This is a genomic window from Pseudomonas nabeulensis (assembly GCF_004682045.1).
Taxonomy (GTDB): Bacteria; Pseudomonadota; Gammaproteobacteria; order Pseudomonadales; family Pseudomonadaceae; genus Aquipseudomonas; species Aquipseudomonas nabeulensis.
This window is the reverse complement of sequence record NZ_QUZT01000021.1, coordinates 13,638-33,173: the sequence shown is the minus strand read 5'-3', so window position 1 is coordinate 33,173 and position 19,536 is coordinate 13,638. Positions and strand designations below refer to the sequence as shown.

General features: G+C 60.5%; 19 protein-coding genes. 2 read left to right on the top strand and 17 right to left on the bottom strand.

Annotation, left to right across the window (positions count from 1 at the left end):
* Positions 1-104 precede the first annotated feature (104 nt).
* From DYL61_RS13200 to DYL61_RS13135, 14 genes are all read right to left on the bottom strand, one after another.
* Entirely contained in the window at positions 105-1,073 is a 969-nt protein-coding gene (locus DYL61_RS13200) for a GTP 3',8-cyclase MoaA (RefSeq protein WP_135308660.1), read from the bottom strand.
* A 115-nt stretch (positions 1,074-1,188) separates the two neighbouring features.
* Positions 1,189-1,842: a TetR/AcrR family transcriptional regulator gene (locus tag DYL61_RS13195; protein WP_105699250.1), complete on the bottom strand. Its 654-nt coding sequence runs from the start codon at positions 1,840-1,842 to the stop codon at positions 1,189-1,191.
* 429 nt (positions 1,843-2,271) lie between these two features.
* Complete coding sequence (locus tag DYL61_RS13190; RefSeq protein WP_135308659.1) at positions 2,272-3,057, bottom strand: TatD family hydrolase; 786 nt, start codon at positions 3,055-3,057, stop codon at positions 2,272-2,274.
* Positions 3,058-3,120: 63 nt separating this feature from the next.
* Positions 3,121-4,110 carry a DNA polymerase III subunit delta' gene (locus tag DYL61_RS13185; protein WP_105699248.1) on the bottom strand — a complete coding sequence of 330 codons (990 nt, stop codon included), beginning with the start codon at positions 4,108-4,110 and terminating at the stop codon, positions 3,121-3,123.
* On the bottom strand, positions 4,103-4,735 hold the full coding sequence (gene tmk / locus DYL61_RS13180; RefSeq protein ID WP_135308658.1) for a dTMP kinase: 633 nt from the start codon (positions 4,733-4,735) through the stop codon (positions 4,103-4,105). The genes DYL61_RS13185 and tmk overlap by 8 nt, the downstream gene beginning before the upstream one ends.
* A 19-nt stretch (positions 4,736-4,754) precedes the next feature.
* Positions 4,755-5,864, bottom strand: a complete 1,110-nt coding sequence (gene mltG, locus DYL61_RS13175) for an endolytic transglycosylase MltG (RefSeq protein WP_135308657.1) — start codon at positions 5,862-5,864, stop codon at positions 4,755-4,757.
* A gap of 1 nt (position 5,865) precedes the next feature.
* The gene (gene pabC, locus DYL61_RS13170; RefSeq protein ID WP_135308656.1) at positions 5,866-6,681 is read right to left on the bottom strand and encodes an aminodeoxychorismate lyase; all 816 of its coding nucleotides are present in this window, start codon (positions 6,679-6,681) and stop codon (positions 5,866-5,868) included.
* A complete protein-coding gene (gene fabF, locus DYL61_RS13165; RefSeq protein WP_105699244.1) occupies positions 6,681-7,925 on the bottom strand; it encodes a beta-ketoacyl-ACP synthase II in 1,245 nt (414 codons plus the stop codon). The genes pabC and fabF overlap by 1 nt, the downstream gene beginning before the upstream one ends.
* Positions 7,926-8,034: 109 nt before the next feature.
* Positions 8,035-8,271: an acyl carrier protein gene (gene acpP, locus DYL61_RS13160; protein WP_007987170.1), complete on the bottom strand. Its 237-nt coding sequence runs from the start codon at positions 8,269-8,271 to the stop codon at positions 8,035-8,037.
* A 191-nt stretch (positions 8,272-8,462) separates the two neighbouring features.
* Positions 8,463-9,206 (bottom strand): 3-oxoacyl-ACP reductase FabG, encoded by a 744-nt coding sequence (gene fabG, locus DYL61_RS13155; RefSeq protein WP_105699243.1) that lies wholly within the window; start codon positions 9,204-9,206, stop codon positions 8,463-8,465.
* A 19-nt stretch (positions 9,207-9,225) separates the two neighbouring features.
* Positions 9,226-10,164 (bottom strand): ACP S-malonyltransferase, encoded by a 939-nt coding sequence (fabD, locus tag DYL61_RS13150; RefSeq protein ID WP_135308655.1) that lies wholly within the window; start codon positions 10,162-10,164, stop codon positions 9,226-9,228.
* A 126-nt stretch (positions 10,165-10,290) separates the two neighbouring features.
* Positions 10,291-11,301 carry a phosphate acyltransferase PlsX gene (gene plsX / locus DYL61_RS13145; RefSeq protein WP_105699242.1) on the bottom strand — a complete coding sequence of 337 codons (1,011 nt, stop codon included), beginning with the start codon at positions 11,299-11,301 and terminating at the stop codon, positions 10,291-10,293.
* A gap of 4 nt (positions 11,302-11,305) precedes the next feature.
* Positions 11,306-11,488 (bottom strand): 50S ribosomal protein L32, encoded by a 183-nt coding sequence (rpmF, locus tag DYL61_RS13140; protein WP_003179396.1) that lies wholly within the window; start codon positions 11,486-11,488, stop codon positions 11,306-11,308.
* A 13-nt stretch (positions 11,489-11,501) separates the two neighbouring features.
* A complete protein-coding gene (locus DYL61_RS13135) occupies positions 11,502-12,032 on the bottom strand; it encodes a YceD family protein (RefSeq protein ID WP_010566563.1) in 531 nt (176 codons plus the stop codon).
* A 105-nt stretch (positions 12,033-12,137) separates the two neighbouring features.
* On the opposite strand from DYL61_RS13135, the gene DYL61_RS13130 reads away from it, so the two are divergent.
* Positions 12,138-12,716, top strand: a complete 579-nt coding sequence (locus DYL61_RS13130; RefSeq protein ID WP_135308654.1) for a Maf family protein — start codon at positions 12,138-12,140, stop codon at positions 12,714-12,716.
* 147 nt (positions 12,717-12,863) lie between these two features.
* Here the strand turns inward: DYL61_RS13130 and DYL61_RS13125 are convergent, their stop codons facing one another.
* From DYL61_RS13125 to rluC, 3 genes are read right to left on the bottom strand one after another with little or no spacing between them, the layout of a single operon-like run.
* Positions 12,864-13,847, bottom strand: coding sequence for a S49 family peptidase (locus DYL61_RS13125; RefSeq protein WP_135308653.1), 984 nt, complete (start codon positions 13,845-13,847; stop codon positions 12,864-12,866).
* Between the two features lie 21 nt (positions 13,848-13,868).
* Entirely contained in the window at positions 13,869-14,531 is a 663-nt protein-coding gene (locus tag DYL61_RS13120; RefSeq protein WP_135308652.1) for an HAD-IA family hydrolase, read from the bottom strand.
* Positions 14,518-15,477: a 23S rRNA pseudouridine(955/2504/2580) synthase RluC gene (gene rluC / locus DYL61_RS13115; RefSeq protein ID WP_105699238.1), complete on the bottom strand. Its 960-nt coding sequence runs from the start codon at positions 15,475-15,477 to the stop codon at positions 14,518-14,520. The genes DYL61_RS13120 and rluC overlap by 14 nt, the downstream gene beginning before the upstream one ends.
* Before the next feature lie 759 nt (positions 15,478-16,236).
* On the opposite strand from rluC, the gene rne reads away from it, so the two are divergent.
* Complete coding sequence (rne, locus tag DYL61_RS13110) at positions 16,237-19,362, top strand: ribonuclease E (protein ID WP_135308651.1); 3,126 nt, start codon at positions 16,237-16,239, stop codon at positions 19,360-19,362.
* The last annotated feature ends 174 nt before the right edge of the window (positions 19,363-19,536 follow it).

Sequence of the window (19,536 nt, the reverse complement as noted above, 5' to 3'; positions counted from 1 at the left end):
TGCCCCCGATGCCGGTGGGTCAGCAATAAATTAGTTGGCTGATACACCGCTATCGGGGGCAAGCCCCCTCCCACAGGGCTTCGGTGTGATCTTAAAAAGTGGTTTCAGCCGCCAATGATCTTCATGACAGTAGCACCGCCCGAAAAGGCCACTTCCTGCTTATCCCCCAACGCCTTCATCAGCAGGCCTTGCAGCGCAGGCAACGCCTGATGACGTGGCAAGTCCAGCAAGTCACCGACGTAATGCCGATTGCTCGACGACAAGCAGCCATGCAACCAACCGGTAGAGGACAAGCGCAGCCGCGAACAGGTACGGCAAAACGGCACGCTTTCATTGGCGATCACACCAAAATAACCCTTGCCCGGCACTTCATAGCGTACGGCCGTGGCGTCCACGGGCGCGTTGGCTTGCAGGTATTCGTGATGTTCGCCGATCAGGCTGAGCAGTTGCTGCAAGCTGACGAACTGTTGCAGGAATGCATTGGAGTCCTTGGCCAGGTGGCCCATGCGCATCAGCTCGATAAAGCGCAGTTCGTAGCCACGTTCCAGGCAGTAGTCGAGCAGCGGCATCACTTGGTCGAGGTTCTGGCCGCGCAACGGCACCATATTGACTTTGATCTTGATCCCGGCGGCGCGGGCCTGGTCCATGCCGTCGAGCACAGTGGCCAGGTCGCCGCCACGGGCGATGCTGCGGAAAGCGTCGGCGTCCAGGGTGTCGAGGGATACATTGATGCGCTTGATGCCGGCATCCACCAGCAACGGCAGCTTGCGGGCGAGCAGTTGGCCGTTGGTGGTCAGGCTGATATCACTGAGGCCCATCTGCCCCACCGCGCCCATGAAGGCTTCCAGCTTGGGGCTGACCAGCGGTTCACCGCCAGTGATGCGCAGCCGGTCGATACCGGCCGCTTCGATCAGGTAAGCCACGCCACGGGCCATGGCCTCGGCCGAGAGTTCGTCCTGGGCAGCCACCAGCCGCTTGCCGTTGGGCACGCAGTAGGTACACGCATAATTGCAGGCTGAGGTCAGGCTGATCCGCAAATTGCGAAAACGCCTGCCTTGACGATCAACGATCATGGATCACTCCGGCAGAGGATAGTTCGGGCGCGCTAAAAGCTGACTGATAAATCAACTTTTAGCAATAGTCCTTGCCTGAGTATATTCCTGGGTTACTCGGTGTGGCAGCAAATCCTTACACGGCGGGGGTTTCGGCCGGTGGCAGCTCGCCGCTGTGCTTGCGCTTGTTGCCCATGCGCACGCCAATATCCATCAGGAACTGGAAGAAGCCTTCCTGATCTTCCAGCACATTGCTCCAGAACGGCGAGTGGTACAGCGCCACGGCGCCATGCACCAACGCCCAGGCGGCGCAGTAGTGGAAGTACGGTGGGACGTCTTCCAGCTTGCCTTCACTGATGCGGCCCTTGATCAGCAAAGTCAGGCGTTCGAAGTTAGAGGCTCGGATCTTGTGCAGCTCCTCGACCATCTCCGGCACTTGGTGGCCCTTGACCACTTTTTCTTCCAGGCGGTCGAACAGGCGATAGCGCTGCGGGTCACGCATGCGGAATTCGAAGTAGGCGCGGGACAGAGCTTCCTTATCCTTGTCGACATCGGCCGAATGCAGCAGCTCGTTCAAGTCACGCTCGTAGTCGAGCATCAGGCGCAGGTAGATTTCGGCCTTGGACTTGAAGTGCTTGTAGATCGTGCCTTTGCCGATACCCACGGCATCCGCGATCATCTCGACGGTGACGCTGTCTTCACCCTGGTCGAGGAACAGCTTGAGCGCGGTGTCGAGAATTTCCTGCTCACGGCGGCGAAACTCACGGACCTTACGGGGTTCTTTGTGCATGAGGAAGAAGTCTGCAAAGGTGAATGGGGGGCGGGATGCGCAGGGCCACGGATATGTGGCGATACGATTTAGCCGATGCGAGGGATTATCCCGACTGAACGGTCGCCGAGCAACGCCTATGTGAACAATCTGCGCACTTTCCTGACCCCTCGCCAACGAATCATCGCCTTACAGTCAGAAATAATACGCAACAACTATTGCCGTGCACCTGCTTAATGAGAACTCAAGCGAAGCGCGAGTATTCCAAATCTGTTTAAAAAACGATCAGTCGCGACTGGACTGAATCGGATACTGATCAATACTTGAACTGTCGGCGTGACATCTCCCCCAAGTGACGCGCCGACCTGGGTACCAACGGACCGCGTACCCTTGTTTTACTCCTAATGGTCTTAGCCCGGATTCACCCCCCAGAACCCGGGTTTTTTTTGCCTAGGATTTGACGTGGGCCAGCGGGAACAGGCGCTTGAAGTTCTCGGTGGTCTGTTCGGCAAAGCGCTCTACGGACTCACCGCGCAGCATGGCCAGGTAATCCGCTACATCACGCACATATTCCGGCAAGTTCGGTTTGCCACGATGGGGGATGGGCGCCAGGTACGGCGAGTCAGTCTCCACCAGCAAACGGTCAGACGGCACCTGACGCGCCACATCCCGCAACGCATCGGCATTGCGGAACGTGACGATGCCCGACAGGGAAATATAGAACCCCAGGTCCAGCGCGGCCTTGGCCATCTCCCAATCTTCGGTGAAGCAATGCAGCACGCCCGCTTGAGGCAGCGCGGCTTCGCGTAATAGCGTCAAGGTGTCGGCACGGGCGCCGCGGGTGTGGACGATCACCGGTTTGCCGGTCTGCTGGGCGGCGTGCAGGTGCAGGCGGAAGGACGCCTGCTGCAACTCGGCGGCTTCGGGTTCGTAGTGGTAATCCAGGCCGGTTTCGCCAATCGCCACCACGCGCGGATGGTTGAGCTCGCCCAACAGCCAATCGAGGGCCGGGGCTTCGCCGGGCTTGAGGTCCAGCGGGTGGATGCCGACCGAACAGTCCACATCGGCATAACGCTCGGCGAGGGCTTTGACGTCGGCGGCGTTTTCGGCGCTGACGCCAATGCACAGGAAGTGCCCTACCCCACGCTGGCGTGCGGCGTCGAGGGCCGCATCGAGGGAACCGCCGTGCTGGGCAAGGTCGAGGCGATCAAGGTGGCAATGGGAATCTACGAGCATAGGAAGTTACAACTTGAGTCACGGAAAGTGTCTGGCCAACGATACACCCGTCGGCCACGGAATTTAACGGCGGCCGAGCAAGCCAACCCACTGCACCAGCAGCGCTTCGAGCAGCAGCACGCGGTTGAGGTTGGCCTTGCCGAGCACCTTCTGGCGCTGGGCGAGGATCCAGTCCTGGATATTCAGCACCTTGTCCTGGGCGCTTTTCTGCGCCAGGTACTGCACCACCTTGCGCATATCTGGCAGGCCCAGGCCATTTTCATCCTGGGTCAACTGATAGCGCAGGATCAGACTGGACCAATCGCAAAACCAGTCGAACAGCAGCAGCAGCGGAATATCCTTCCAGGCACTCTCAGCCAATTGAGTAGCGGAAAGCTCCTGCTTGATCAGTTTCTTCACGCCCTCCACCACCAGCGCGCGTTGTTCGCGCACGCCCTGGGCTTGCAGCTTCACGGCGGCTAATGGCGAACCGGCAGCCAGAGTGAGCAACTCGGTGCGCTCTTCTGCGCTGCAATCGGGCAATGCCTGCCCCAACCATTCGAGGCTCATGGCCTCACTCGGCAAGGGACACGCCTGCTGCACGCAGCGGCTGCGGATGGTCGGCAACAAACGGCTGGACTGGTGGCTGACCAGCAACAGCACGGTATCGCCCGACGGTTCTTCCAGGCTCTTGAGCAAGGCGTTGGCGGCGTTGATGTTCATCGCCTCCACCGGCTCGATCAACACCACCTTGCGCCCACCCAACTGCGCGGTCTGCACCACGAAGCTGACGAGGTCGCGTACCTGGTCGACCTTGATCGCCTTGTCGGCTTCCTCGGGTTCCAGCAGGTAGTTGTCCGGGTGGCTGCCGGCCTTGAGCAACAGGCAGGATTTGCATTCACCGCAGGCTTCAAGGTTGACCGGCCGCTGACACAGCAGGCTGGCCATGAGGCGTTCGGCAAGGTCGCGCTTGCCGATACCCGCCGGCCCGTGCAACAGGTAGGCGTGGGCATGCTGGGCCCGGCCGGCCAGCTGTTGCCAAAGGCTGTCCTGCCACGGGTAGGCTTCAGCCACGAGCGCGCTCCAGCAGTGTCGGCAGCAGTGCGTCAATGGCCTGCTGCACCTGAGCCAGCGGCTGCGCGGCGTCCAGCAGGTAATAACGCGCGGGTTCCGCCTCGGCCCGCTTGAGGAACGCCGTGCGCACTGCATCGAAAAACGCCTGGCCTTCCAGCTCAAAACGGTCGAGGCGGCCACGAGCGCTGGCGCGGGCCAGGCCGACTTCTACCGGCAGGTCGAATACCAGGGTCAGATCGGGGCGCAGATCGCCCTGGACGAAGGTTTCCAACGTAGCGATGCGTTCCAGGCACAAGCCACGGCCACCGCCCTGGTAGGCGTAGGTGGAGTCGGTGAAACGGTCGCAAATCACCACGGCACCGCGAGCCAACGCCGGGCGAATCACTTCGGCCAGGTGCTGGGCGCGGGCGGCGAACACCAGCAGCAGCTCGGTATCCGGGTTCATCTGTTCTTCGCCTGGCGCCAGCAGCACTTCGCGGATGCGCTCAGCCAGTGGCGTACCACCGGGCTCACGGGTCAGCACCACCTCGATGCCCTCGGCGCGCAAGCGTTCAGCCAAGTAATCGCGATTGGTGCTTTTGCCGGCGCCTTCCGGGCCTTCCAGGGTAATAAACAAGCCAGTCACAGGCAGTCCTTAGTCAGAGTCATTGCGGGCTTTGCGGCGCGGCCGTTTCCGGCGCAGGTTCGGCAGCGGGTGCTGCCTCTTCCACCGGTTTTACCAACGGTGCCGGGCTGGAGCGGTAATCGGCACGGCGCTTGAGCTGAAACTCGCGCACCGCCGCATTATGCGCATCCAGGTCATCGGAGAAAATATGGCTGCCATCGCCACGGGCGACGAAATACAGGCTGCTGCCCGGCACCGGGTTCAGCGCCGCATGGATCGCCTCGCGGCCCACCATGGCGATGGGCGTCGGCGGCAGCCCGGCAATCATGTAGGTGTTATAGGGGTTGGCTTCCTTGAGATGCGCGCGGGTCAACTTGCCGTTGTAGCGCTCACCCAGGCCGTAGATCACCGTGGGATCGGTCTGCAACAGCATGCCGATTTTCAGGCGGCGGACAAAGACGCCGGCAATCTGCCCACGCTCCTCGGGTACGCCGGTCTCTTTCTCCACCAGGGAGGCCATGATCAGCGCTTGATAGGGTTCGGTGTACGGCGCATCGGCGGCGCGTTTGCTCCACTCTTGGGCGAGTACATCGTCCAGCCGGTTGTAGGCTTTTTTCAGGAACTCGACATCGCTCATGCCACGCACGAAGCGATAGGTGTCGGGGAAGAATCGTCCTTCGGGAAACACGCCGGCGTGGCCGAGCTTTTCCATGACTTCGCTGTCACTGAGGCCCGACAGGGTTTGTACGATTTTTTCGTGTTTGGCCAGGGCCGAGCGGACCTGGCGAAAATTCCAGCCTTCCACCAGGGTCAGGCTGTATTGCACCACTTCGCCACGCTGCCACAGGCCGATCAACTCCTGAGCGGTCATGCCGGGGGACATGCGGTATTCGCCGCTGTGCAACGGCTGGCCATCGAGGTTGAAACGCCAGTACAGACGCAACCAGAAGGCGCCGTCGAGTACACCGTCAGCTTCCAGGCGATTGAAGGTGCCAGTGGGTGTGGCCCCCGCAGGCACGTCGAGCAATTGCTCCTCGGTCAGGTGCAAAGGCTGCTTGAGGGCAGAGTCGTATTTCCAGGCGCCATAGCCCAACACCAAAGCCGCCGAGAACACACCGACCAGCAGCAGTACAACCAGTTTTCGTATCAACTCAAATATCCAATAGCGCGCGAACAATGCCCTGCAGTTTACGGGTGAGCGGCCCAACCGACCAGCTCATCTCAGCGCAGCCACGCACCGGCCAAATGCCATAGACGCTGTTGCAGACAAACACTTCGTCGGCCTGTTGCAACTGCTCAACGCTGATGTCGGCCACGGCCACCGGGATGCCCAGGGTTTGCGCCTGAGCCAGGATCTCGGCGCGCATTACGCCCGCAACACCGCAGCGATTCAGATCGGCGGTTAGTAACAAGCCGTTACGCACCAGGAACAGGTTGCTGAATACGCCTTCGATGACCCGACCGGACATGTCCAGCATCAAGCCTTCAGCGTGTTCGGCATCCTGCCATTCGGCACGGGCCATCACTTGCTCCAGGCGATTGAGGTGTTTGAGCCCGGCCAGCAACGGTTGCTCAGACAAACGGGTAGCGCACGGAAACAGGCAAATGCCGTCGGTTCCATGGGCCAGGGGATAGGTCGCGGGCGCACTGCCCTGCAAGAGACGGCGCACCGGGGCGCCGGGGTTGATGCCATAACCGCGCAGGCTGTCGCCACGGGTCAGGATCAACTTGAGAACGCCGTTACCGAGGGCGGCGGCATAGGCCAGCACTTCGTTGCGGATCACCCCGTGATCCGCAACCAAAGCGAGGCGCCTGCATCCCTCATCGAGACGGTGCAGGTGACGGTCGAGCAGCACAGGCTGCCCGGCCTTCACGGCGATGGTTTCAAAAAGCCCATCGCCATACGCCAGGCCGCGATCTTTCAGGGGCACGCTGTCCGCTGGCTGACCGTCGACCCAGCTGTCCATCACTCGGCGAACCGGCGGAACACCAGGGAACCGTTGGTGCCACCGAAGCCGAAGGAGTTGGACAACACCACATCGATCGGCATCGGCTGCGCTTCGTGCGGTACGAAGTTCAGGTCGCAGCCTTCGTCCGGCTCATCGAGGTTGATGGTCGGCGGCGCGACCTGATCCTTGATGGCCATCACGCTGAAGATCGCCTCGACCGCGCCCGCCGCACCCAACAGGTGACCAGTCATGGACTTGGTGGAGCTGACCGCCAGTTTGTAGGCGTGCTCGCCAAACACCGACTTGATGGCCTCGGCTTCCGCCAGGTCGCCGGTCGGCGTGGAGGTGCCGTGGGCGTTGATGTACTGCACCTGGTCGGCATTGACCTTCGCATCGCGCAGGGCATTGGTGATGCAACGCGCCGCACCGGCACCGTCGGACGGTGGCGAAGTCATGTGGTAGGCGTCGCCGCTCATGCCGAAGCCGATCAGCTCGGCGTAGATGGTGGCACCACGCGCCTTGGCGTGTTCCAACTCTTCCAGCACCAGGGCACCGGCGCCGTCGGACAGGACGAAACCATCACGGCCCTTGTCCCACGGACGGCTGGCGCGAGTGGGTTCGTCGTTGCGGGTCGACAGCGCACGGGACGCGCCAAAGCCGCCCATGCCGAGGCCGCAGGCGGCCATCTCGGCGCCGCCGGCGATCATCACGTCAGCTTCGTCGTAGGCAATGTTGCGCGCCGCCATGCCGATGCAGTGCGTACCGGTGGTACACGCGGTGGCGATGGCGTAGTTAGGCCCCTGTGCACCCAAGTGGATGGACAGGAAGCCGGAAATCATATTGATGATCGAGCCCGGCACGAAGAACGGTGAAATTCGACGGGGGCCAGTATCGTGCAGCGTGCGGCTGGTTTCTTCGATATTGGTCAGGCCACCAATACCCGAACCCATGGCCACGCCGATGCGTTCACGGTTGGCGTCGGTGACTTCCAGGCCAGCGTTACGCACTGCCTGAAAACCGGCTGCCAGGCCGTATTGAATGAACAGGTCGAGTTTGCGGGACTCTTTGATCGAGAGGTATTCCTCGACATTGAAACCCTTTACCGAGCCGCCAAAACGGGTGGAATAGGCAGAAAGGTCCGTGTGTTCGATCAGACCAATACCACTGCGGCCAGCCAGAATGCCCTGCCAACTGCTCGGCACATCCGTACCCAGTGGCGACAACATACCCATACCGGTGACTACGACGCGTCTACGCGACACAGCACTCTCCTTTTTCTAATGACGACACTTTGCTTTAGAGCTAAAGAAAAAACCGCACGCTGTAACAGCAGTGCGGTTTTTCCCAACAGCAAGCGACGACTAAAAACTATTACGCCTGGTGGGCAGTAACGTAGTCGATAGCAGCTTGAACAGTAGTGATTTTTTCAGCTTCTTCGTCCGGGATTTCGGTCTCGAATTCCTCTTCCAGAGCCATCACCAGCTCAACGGTGTCAAGGGAATCGGCACCCAGGTCTTCTACGAAGGAAGCAGTGTTGACCACTTCTTCTTCTTTAACGCCCAGTTGCTCGGCGACGATTTTCTTGACGCGCTCTTCGATGGTGCTCATACCTTGTTTAACTCCTAATGGACAAATTCAGGCAGCTGGCCAGTGGGTAAGTGTATAGAAAGCCTTTTCAGCTTTTCAACTGAAAGCTTCACCACGTACCCGCCCAACCATCTGCCTATAAATTAAGTTGCAGCTTTATAACGGATTTTAGACAGCTCGTATGACATTTTTTTGAAGCGATCCGTCACAATTTAACTCATGTACATCCCGCCGTTCACCGGGATTGTAGCCCCAGTCACGTATGCCGCACCGTCGGATGCCAGGAAAGACACCACATTCGCGATCTCTTGAGCCTGGCCCAGACGGCCCAGCGGAATCTGCGTCAGCAACGCATCACGCTGTGCTTCCGGCAGTTCGCGGGTCATATCGGTGTCGATGAACCCAGGGGCCACCGAGTTGACCGTAATCGACCGCGAACCGACTTCACGTGCCAATGCACGGCTGAAACCTTCCAGGCCGGCCTTGGCGGAGGCGTAGTTTACTTGGCCTGCGTTGCCCATGGCACCCACTACGGAGCCAATATTGATAATTCGACCCCAACGCGCCTTGGTCATGCCACGCAAAACGCCCTTGGACAGGCGAAACAGACTGTTCAAGTTGGTGTCGACCACGTCGTACCACTCGTCGTCTTTCATGCGCATCATCAGGTTATCGCGGGTGATACCGGCGTTATTCACCAAAATCGCCGGCGCGCCAAACTGTGCAGTGATCTCGGCCAGCACTGCAGCCACGGACTCATCGCTGGTCACGTTCAGCTCAAGGCCAGTGCCTTGCACGCCGTTTTCCTTCAAGGTCGCGGCGATACGCTCGGCGCCCGAGGCGGAAGTGGCGGTGCCGATCACAACGGCGCCTTGACGGCCCAGTTCCAGGGCGATCGCCTGGCCAATGCCACGGCTTGCGCCGGTAACCAGTGCAACTTTACCTTGCAGACTCATGCAGGCTTCTCCTAATTCTTCAGGCCAGTGCCGCACGAGCGGCAGCGAAGGCATCCGGGGTATTGAGGTTAGCGGTCGACACACCGTCGGCGCAGCGCTTGTTCAGACCGGCCAGGACCTTGCCCGGACCGCATTCGACCAGCTCTGTGGCGCCATTGGCCGCCAGGGTCTGGACCGATTCAACCCAGCGAACGGGCTTGTAGAGCTGCTCCAGCAGGTCACGCTTGAGGGTGTCGAGGTCGGCGGCCACGGCCGCGCTGACGTTCTGCACCAGCGGAATCTGCGGCGCCTGCCAGTTGATGGCGGCAATGGACTCGGCAAAACGCTCGGCCGCCGGACGCATCAACTCGCAGTGCGACGGTACGCTGACCGGCAACGGCAGCGCACGCTTGGCGCCACGGACCTTGCAGCCTTCGATGGCACGCTCAACGGCAGCCTTGGCGCCGGCGATCACCACCTGGCCAGGGGAGTTGAAATTCACCGCGCTGACCACTTCACCTTGGGCCGCTTCGGCACAGGCTTCGATCACTACCGCGTCGTCCAGGCCCAGGATCGCGGCCATGCCGCCCTGCCCCGCCGGAACGGCTTCTTGCATCAATTGGCCACGACGCTCGACCAGCTTGACCGCTTCGCCGAGGGTCAGGCTGCCCGCCGCTACCAGGGCGCTGTATTCGCCCAGGCTATGACCGGCCACGAACGCCGGGCGCGCGCCGCCTTCTGCCAGCCACAAGCGCCACAAGGCGATCGAGGCGGTCAGGATGGCCGGCTGGGTTTTATCGGTTTGATTGAGTTGCTCTTCCGGCCCTTGCTGGGTCAGTGCCCACAGGTCGTAGCCCAGGGCATCGGAAGCTTCCTTGAAGGTGTCCAGGATCAGCGGGTATTGCGCGCCCAGCTCGGCCAACATGCCGAGGGACTGCGAACCCTGCCCTGGAAAGACGAATGCGAGGGATGTAGACATGTAACAAGCCCCTAATGATCTGGTCGTCAAAAATGCGCACTCCTACGGTGGGAGCGCACGAAACTGACAGATTGGATGGTCAATTGAACTGGCCGGTCACATTTAAGCATTTCCGGGCCGATTCGCCTAAGGCAACAAGTCCTCAAGACGGCCGTGCAAGCGTTGCGGCAGGTTTTCCTGGATCTCGATCACCGCCCGCGCGATGGCGCTTTGAAAGCCCTCCACGCCGGCCGAACCATGGCTTTTCACCACGATGCCTTGCAGACCAAGAAAACTCGCACCGTTATGCCGCGCTGGCGCCAGGTCGGCCTGCAGGCGGCGCATCAACGGCAACGCCAAGGCGCCAACAATGCGCGAAACCAGATTCTGTTTGAATAGGGCTTCGATACGCGTAGCGATCATGGTCGCCAAGCCTTCGCTGGATTTGAGCAGGATGTTGCCGACAAACCCGTCACACACCACCACATCCGCTTCGCCACGGTACAACCCGTCACCCTCGACAAAGCCGATGTAATTCAAGCCCGGCGCACCTTGCAACAAGGTAGCGGCGAGCTTGACCTGCTGGTTGCCCTTGATGTCCTCGGTGCCGATATTCAGCAAGGCCACGCGCGGCCGAGCCACGCCCAGAGCCTCGGCGGCCACCGATCCCATCACGGCAAACTGGAGCAGGTGCTCGGCACTGCAATCAACGTTCGCGCCCAGGTCCAGCAGCTGGCAATAGCCCTTCTGCGTCGGGATCGCTGCGACCATCGCCGGCCGGTCAATCCCCGGCAACGTCTTGAGCACAAAACGCGACAACGCCATCAACGCCCCGGTATTGCCCGCACTGACACAGGCTTGCACCTTGCCATCACGCAGCAGCTCAAGGGCCACCCGCATCGAAGAGTCAGGCTTGCCCCGCAGGGCCGCCGCCGGCTTTTCATCCATGGTGATGGTTTCGCTGGCTGGCGTAATCGTCAGGCGCGCGCGATCCACCGCCGGATGGCTGGCAATCAGTTCTTCAAGTAAGGAGGGTTGACCGACGAGGGTCAGGTGCAGCGAGGGTGTAGCGGACAGGCTGGCAATGCAGGCCTGAACAATGCTGCGGGGACCGAAGTCCCCGCCCATTGCGTCTATCGCGATGACTAGAGCAGACAAGTGATTACTCGTCAGCGCCCTTGTCGATCACTTTACGGCCACGGTATACGCCTTCTGGCGATACGTGGTGACGCAGGTGAACTTCACCGGTGGTCTTTTCTACGGACAGGGTGCTTGCCTCGAGAGCGTCGTGCGAACGGCGCATGTCACGGGCGGAGCGGGATTTTTTGTTCTGCTGAACAGCCATAATTGATTAACTCCTAAACGTTTGGGTCACGCTTTAACTGCGCCAATACACTGAACGGGTTGGACCGCGTTACCTCGTCCTCGCTCGGTTCGGGCTCGTCATCGAGGCCCGCCGGCTGCTGGCATTCTTCCGGATGATGAGCAGGCACAATGGGCAAGGCGAGCAGAAGCTCCTCCTCGATCAGTGCATGCAGATCCAAAGGATCTTCGCCCAGTTCCAGCACGTCATAACCTTTCGGCAACGACTGGGTATTCGCACCCTCCTTCACCACAGCATAACTGCACTCGCTATGGATCGGCAGGGTGACCAGCTCAAGACAACGCTGGCAAACCATCTTGACTTCGGTGTCGATAAAACTGTGGATTACCACAGATTTACGTTCATCTCGTTCAAAAACGAATTTGGCCTGGACCGTACCGACAGTGTCGGAAAGCGGGTCGCAGAGTCTCTCCAAATCGGCCAGCAGCAACTCACCTTGAAGGGAAGTGCCACGATCAGCCAATTTGCGCGGGTCAACGTGAGGTGGAATCGGGTCATTCAACATAGGCGCAGCATTATAGGGATGCACCCAGCCATGTCAAAGGAAATTCAGCCCTGTGCGTCAGCCGGTCACGCAGCTAGAATCCCCGGCTGCCCTGAGGAGATGCCCATGCTGCCTTTATTACTCGCCTCCAGCTCGGTTTATCGCCGGGAATTGCTGAGCCGCCTGCACTTGCCATTCATCTGCAGCTCGCCGGATATCGACGAAAGCCACCGCGCGAACGAGTCAGCCGTGGAGCTGGTCAAGCGCCTGGCTGAACAGAAGGCACGCGCGCTCGCTGCTGATCATCCCGGGCATTTGATCATCGGCTCCGACCAGGTGGCAGCGCTTGAGGGGCGTATTATCGGCAAGCCCCACACATTTGAAAATGCCCGCGAACAGTTATTGGCCGCCAGCGGCAAGCGGGTCAGCTTTCTGACCGGGTTGGCACTGCTGAATACCAAGACAGGGCACTGCCAGGTCGATTGTGTGCCGTTTACCGTGCAGATGCGTGAGCTGGACGTGGAGCGAATCGAGCGCTATCTGCGGATTGAACAGCCGTATGACTGTGCGGGGAGCTTTAAGGCTGAGGGGCTGGGTGTGAGCCTGTTCCAGAGCACGGAAGGGCCGGATGCTACGAGCCTGATTGGCTTGCCGCTCATCCGACTGGTAGACATGCTCCTGGCGGAAGGCATACAGATTCCTTAAGCACACTACAAACCAAATGTGGGAGGGGCGGTGCGACGACTCGACTTGCCCCCGATAGCAGTGGACCAGCCAGCTTATCTATGACTGACACACCGCAATCGGGGGCAAGCCCCCTCCCACATTTTGATCTACATCAGCCTCAAGATCTCAGCGCAGGCTCGGGCCCTGGAAGCCCATACACAGCGCCAATTTCTCCGCCACGCTGGCCCCCAGCTTCTTGGAGAAACGATCAAACGGCGATTCCTGCACGGTGAAGTCCACCAGCTCTTTCTCGCCAATCACGTCCCGCGCCACCGAACTGGCACTGCCCAGACCGTCGATCAAGCCCAGCGGCAACGCTTGCTCGCCTGACCACACCAAACCGGAGAACAACTCCGGATGGTCTTTGTCTTTCAAGCGATCGCCACGCCCCTGCTTCACACTGGCAATGAACTGGCGATGGGTGGTGTCGAGCACGCCCTGCCAGAACGCAGTCTCATCCGCCTTTTGTGGCTGGAAGGGGTCGAGGAACGACTTGTGCTCACCCGAAGTGTAGCTGCGGCGTTCTACCCCCAGCTTCTCCATGGTGCCGACAAAGCCGTAGCCGGCGGCAGTCACACCAATGGAGCCCACCAGACTCGCCTTGTCTGCGTAGATCTGGTCAGCGGCGCTGGCGATGTAATAAGCCCCCGAAGCGCCCAGATCGGAAATCACCGCGTACAGCTTGGTATCCGGGTGCAGGCCTCGCAGGCGGCGAATTTCGTCATACACATAACCCGACTGAACCGGGCTGCCGCCAGGGCTATTGATGCGCAGGATTACACCCTTGACCTTGGAATCTTCAAACGCCGCACGCAGGCTGGTGACAATATTGTCGGCACTCGCCGACTCCTTGTCGGCAATCACCCCGCGCACTTCGATCAAGGCCGTGTAGTTGGCACCACGGGTCGCGTTTTTCTCCATGTCCATCAACGGGCTGAACAACACCAGCATGGAAAGCAACAGAATAAAGGTCAGCAGCTTGAAGAAAATCCCCCAACGCCGCGCACGGCGCTGTTCCTGAACGCTGGCCAAGAGGGTTTTCTCCAGCAGCTTCCAGCTCTTGTCATCGCGATCTTCGGCCTTTTCCGGCGCTTTCCACTCGTCACTCATGCCATTACCCCCAGCAAAGACTTATCGGGCCCGGCTGAGCCAGGCCTGCAATTCGGAAAAATGATCAATGGTCACCCTGGGTTCATATTGCTGCAACGACTCAGCCGCCTGAGCACCGTAGCTGACCGCGACGCTGTCCATGCCAGCGTTGCGCGCCATCATCAGGTCGAAGGACGCATCACCCACCATCAGCGCCTCGCGTGGCGACACACCGCAATGCGCCATGATCTGTTCCAGCATCAGAGGATGGGGCTTGCTGGCGGTTTCATCGGCGGCACGGGTGATGTCGAAATAGCTTTCCCAACCATGGGCCTTGAGCACACGGTCCAGGCCGCGACGAGCCTTGCCGGTGGCGACGGCCAGGTGGTAACCCTGGGCGCGGAACGCATCAAGGGACTGCACCACACCCTCAAACAGCGGCGAAGGCGTGGCCTCCAACGCAATGTAATGATCGGCGTAGTGATCACGGAACGTCGCCAGCTCAGCGTCGCTGATCTCGGGGTACAGGGTGCGAATCGCCTCGGGCAGACCCAGGCCGATAATGCCCTTGACCGCATGATCAGTGCACAGCGCATAACCCGAACGCGTGGACGCCGCATGCATCGACTCGACGATCCGGCCAATGGAGTTGGCCAGGGTGCCGTCCCAATCGAAAATCAGCAGCTTGTAATCAAGGTGCGACACTCAAACGCTCCACGGTCTTGGCCCACATCTCATCGACCGGGGCCTGCAGCTTCAATTCGCCACCATCGGGCAGCGGCACAGTGAGCATGTAGGCGTGCAAGAACAGGCGCTTGCCGCCCAGGTCGCGGATTTCCTTGGAGAAATCCTCGTCGCCGTATTTGGTATCACCGGCAATGCAGTGGCCTGCATGCAGGGTATGTACACGAATCTGGTGGGTACGCCCAGTGACCGGCTTGGCCTCGACCATGGTGGCGAAGTCGCCGAAACGGCGAAGCACCTTGAACAGGGTCAGGGCCTCTTTGCCCTCCTCGTCCACTTCCACCATGCGCTCGCCGGAACGCAGGTTGCTCTTCTGCAACGGCGCACGCACGCTTTTGACGGAGCTGGCCCAGTTGCCGCGCACCAGCGCCATGTAGCGCTTGTCCACGCCATCACCGCGCAAGGCGGTGTGCAAGTGACGCAACATGCTGCGCTTCTTGGCGATCATCAGCAGGCCGGAGGTATCGCGGTCCAGACGGTGGACCAGTTCCAACTCCTTGGCATCCGGGCGCAACTGACGAAAGGCTTCGATCACGCCAAAATTCAAGCCGCTGCCACCATGAACCGCAATGCCGCACGGCTTGTTGATCACGATCAGCTTGTTGTCTTCGAAGACAATCGAGGCTTCCAGGCGTTGCAACAGGCCCTGGGCCAACGGCACGGGCTCGTCGCGCTCAGGCACGCGCACCGGCGGAACACGCACGATATCGCCCGCCTGCAACTTGTACTCGGGCTTGATCCGGCCCTTGTTCACCCGCACTTCACCTTTACGCAAGATGCGGTAAATCAAGGTCTTGGGCACGCCTTTGAGCCTGGCCAGGAGAAAATTGTCGATGCGTTGGCCGGCATATTCCGGCGAGACCTCAAGCAGCTGGACGCTGGGGGTCGGGGGGGTGGTAGTCGTCATGGCGGCGATGATAACAATTTTTTATGGAATTGAAGCACTTAATCATTGCTGCTATAGTCGCGAACGCCGCCAAAAGCGGCCTGGCCAGAGGACATGCGGCATACAGCCGGCCCTGACCATCGCAATTCATCAGGACGCGAGGCCGTCCTACGGGGCTTTCGCCACCTTGGAAGGCTCAGGATTGTAACAAGCGCAGGTGACATGAGGCCTGAAGCGAGTGCAGAAAGCAGAGTGAATACTCGCGTTTTGCGCCGATATTTACGGCCAGTTCACAAAGTGCAGTCAGTCTTGAGCCAGACCATGGCGAATGTTTCGGAAACAACGCCTGTTAAGAGCTGAGTGAGAGCGCAGTCGCCCACACCTAGTCTTGTTTAGCCATGAGCGTGGACTCCCCATTGGAGAACACGGTAAATGCCAACCCGCTGCGGATTCTGCGCGCGGCAGCACCCGAATTATCAGGGATACGTGTAGGGTGGAGATGCACAACCGTCGGACCGTGTAGCACTAGGCTTATATTTAGACGCTTCATCTCGTCCACAGTCGCCGGTTGATTCCTCCTCCTGACCTTAGCTTTTGTTGAAGTGGTGCCTTTGTCACCACCGCTAACAAGCAGGACGCGTCCGTCGCGATACCGGCCCAATTGGCTGGTATTTGCTGGACACTGGAGTGGCCAACCACTCTTGACGCACCTGACACCGACCGTGAGAAGTCGTGTGTGCCGAACGCCGTTTCCGGCAGCCCGGAAACCGACGGTACAACATGAAAAGAATGCTGATTAACGCAACTCAACCCGAAGAGTTGCGTGTTGCACTGGTAGATGGCCAGCGCCTCTACGACCTGGACATCGAATCCGGTGCACGCGAGCAAAAGAAGGCCAACATCTATAAAGGCCGTATTACTCGCATCGAACCAAGCCTTGAGGCTGCCTTTGTCGATTTCGGCTCCGAGCGCCACGGCTTCCTGCCCCTCAAAGAAATCTCCCGCGAGTACTTCAAGAAAGCCCCTGAAGGCCGCGTGAACATCAAGGACGTCCTGAGCGAAGGCCAGGAAGTCATCGTCCAGGTCGAAAAAGAAGAACGTGGCAACAAGGGCGCCGCCCTGACCACCTTCATCAGCCTGGCTGGCCGTTACCTGGTCCTGATGCCGAACAACCCACGTGCCGGCGGCATTTCCCGTCGCATCGAAGGCGAAGAGCGCAACGAACTGCGCGAAGCGCTGAACGGCCTGATCGCACCTGCCGACATGGGCCTGATCGTGCGCACTGCCGGCCTGGGCCGCAGCAGCGAAGAAATGCAGTGGGACCTCGACTACCTGCTGCAACTGTGGACCGCCATCAAAGAAGCGTCCCTGGATCGTTCCGCGCCGTTCCTGATCTATCAGGAAAGCAACGTGATCATCCGCGCCATCCGCGACTACCTGCGCCAGGACATCGGCGAAGTGCTGATCGACAGCGTTGAAGCCCAGGACGAAGCCCTGACCTTCATTCGCCAGGTGATGCCGCAGTACGCCAGCAAGATCAAGCTGTACGAAGACAGCGTGCCGCTGTTCAACCGTTTCCAGATCGAAAGCCAGATCGAAACCGCCTTCCAGCGCGTGGTCGAACTGCCTTCCGGCGGCTCCATCGTGATCGACCCGACCGAAGCCCTGGTGTCCATCGACATCAACTCGGCGCGTGCGACCAAAGGCAGTGACATCGAAGAAACCGCCCTGCAGACCAACCTGGAAGCGGCTGAAGAAATCGCCCGCCAGCTGCGCCTGCGTGATATCGGCGGCCTGATCGTGATCGACTTCATCGACATGACCCCGGCCAAGAACCAGCGCGCCGTGGAAGAGAAAGTCCGCGAATGCCTGGAAGCTGACCGCGCCCGCGTACAGGTTGGCCGCATTTCGCGCTTCGGCCTGCTGGAAATGTCCCGTCAGCGCCTGCGTCCATCCCTGGGCGAGAGCAGCGGCATCGTCTGCCCGCGCTGCAACGGCACCGGCATCATCCGTGACGTCGAGTCGCTGTCCCTGGCGATCCTGCGCCTGATCGAAGAAGAAGCCCTGAAAGACCGCACCGCCGAAGTCCGCGCGCAAGTGCCGATCCCGGTTGCCGCTTTCCTGCTCAACGAAAAACGCAACTCGATCACCAAGATCGAACTGCGCACCCGTGCCCGTATCGTCATCCTGCCGAACGATCACCTCGAGACGCCGCACTTCGAAGTGCAGCGCCTGCGTGATGACAGCCCGGAAGCCCATAACAACCAGTCCAGCTACGAAATCGCTGCTGCGGCTGCCGAAGTGGAAGAAGTCCAGCCAGCCGCTGCGACCCGCACCCTGGTTCGCCAGGAAGCGGCCGTCAAGACTGCGCCAGCCCGTGCCAACGCACCGGTGCCGACCGAAGCCGCCGCTCCAGCTGCCGCGCCGGCCGCCCTGCCTGAGCCAAGCCTGTTCAAAGGCCTGGTGAAGTCGCTGGTCAGCCTGTTCGCCACCAAGGAAGAGCCTGCTGCCCCGGTAGTGGTTGAAAAACCTGCCACCGAACGCCCTGCACGCAACGAAGAGCGTCGCAACGGTCGCCAGCAGAGCCGCAACCGTAACGGTCGCCGTGACGAAGAGCGCAAGCCGCGCGAAGAGCGTGCTCCACGTGAAGAACGCGCACCGCGTGAAGAACGTGCGCCTCGCGAAGCCCGTGAAGACACGCCAGCCGTAGCCCGCGAAGAACGTGCACCGCGTGAAGAGCGCGCTCCACGTACCCCACGTGCGCCGCGTGAAGATCGCAAGCCTCGCGGCGAACGTGAAGAGCGCGTACGTGAACTGCGTGAGCCACTGGACGCAGCGCCAGCAGTCGCCGCTGCTGCCGTTGTCGCCGAAGAGCGCCCTGCCCGCCAGCCGCGTGAAGAACGTGCGCCACGTGAGGAGCGTCAACCACGCGCCCCGCGTGAAGAGCGTCAACCACGTGCCGAGCAAGCCGCGGCTGCCAGCGAAGAAGAAGTACTGACTGGCGACGAGCAACTGCAGGAAGACGGTCAGGAAGGCGCCGAAGGCGATCGTCCACGCCGCCGCTCCCGTGGCCAGCGTCGTCGCAGCAACCGTCGCGAGCGTCAGCGTGATGCCAACGGCAACGTGATCGAAGGCTCGGAAGAGACCGGCGAGAACGCAGAAACCGCGACCAGCGAACCAACCACTACCGAACTGGCTGCCGGCCTGGCCGTTACCGCCGCTGTTGCCAGCTCGGTGATCAGCGCACCTGCCGAAGCCCAGGCTCACGAGCAGGCTGAACGTGCTACTGCTGTCGTTGAAGAAACCGTCGTTGTTGAAGCGCCGGTTGCCGAAACGCCGGTGGTCGAAGCACCGGTTGTTGAAGCCCCAGTGGTAGAAGCCCCGGTCGTTGAAGCAACCACTCCAATCGAAGCACCGGTTGTACCGGAAGTGGAAGTTGCCCCGGTTCAAGAAGCCCAGCCAGAAGTTGAAGTGGCTGTGGTTGAGCCAGCACCTGTGGTTGAACCTGAGCCAGTGTTTGAAGCGCCGGTTGTCGAAGCAGCGCCAGAAGTTCGTGAAGTTCGTGAAGAACAGACCGCCTTCCAATGGCATGCCGAGCCAGCCGCTCCGGTTGAAGCGCCAGCCCCTGCCCCCGTGGTAGAAGAAGCGCCAGCTCCGGTTGCCGAAGTCGTGGTTGCCGAGCCGGCGCCAGTGGTTGAGGCCGCTCCGGTCGTCGAACCTGCGCCAGTGGTTGAAGAAGCACCGGTCGTTGCCGAAGTGGCAGCCCCTGTGGTTGAAGCCGCACCGGCCAGCGCCCTGACCGAAAACGGCCGTGCGCCGAACGACCCACGTGAAGTGCGTCGTCGTCGCAAGGAAGCCGAAGCTGCCGCAGCCGCCGCTGCACAGGAAGCAGAAGCACGAGACTAAATCCCTCGCGCAGTAACTAAAAAGCCCCGCCCGAGTGATCAGGCGGGGCTTTTTTATGCATTCTTGAAATTTTCGCAATGCCAATGTGGGAGGGGGCTTGCCCCCGATAGCGGCGGGTCAGTTGGTAGATGGGCCAACTGACCCGCCGCTATCGGGGGCAAGCCCCCTCCCACA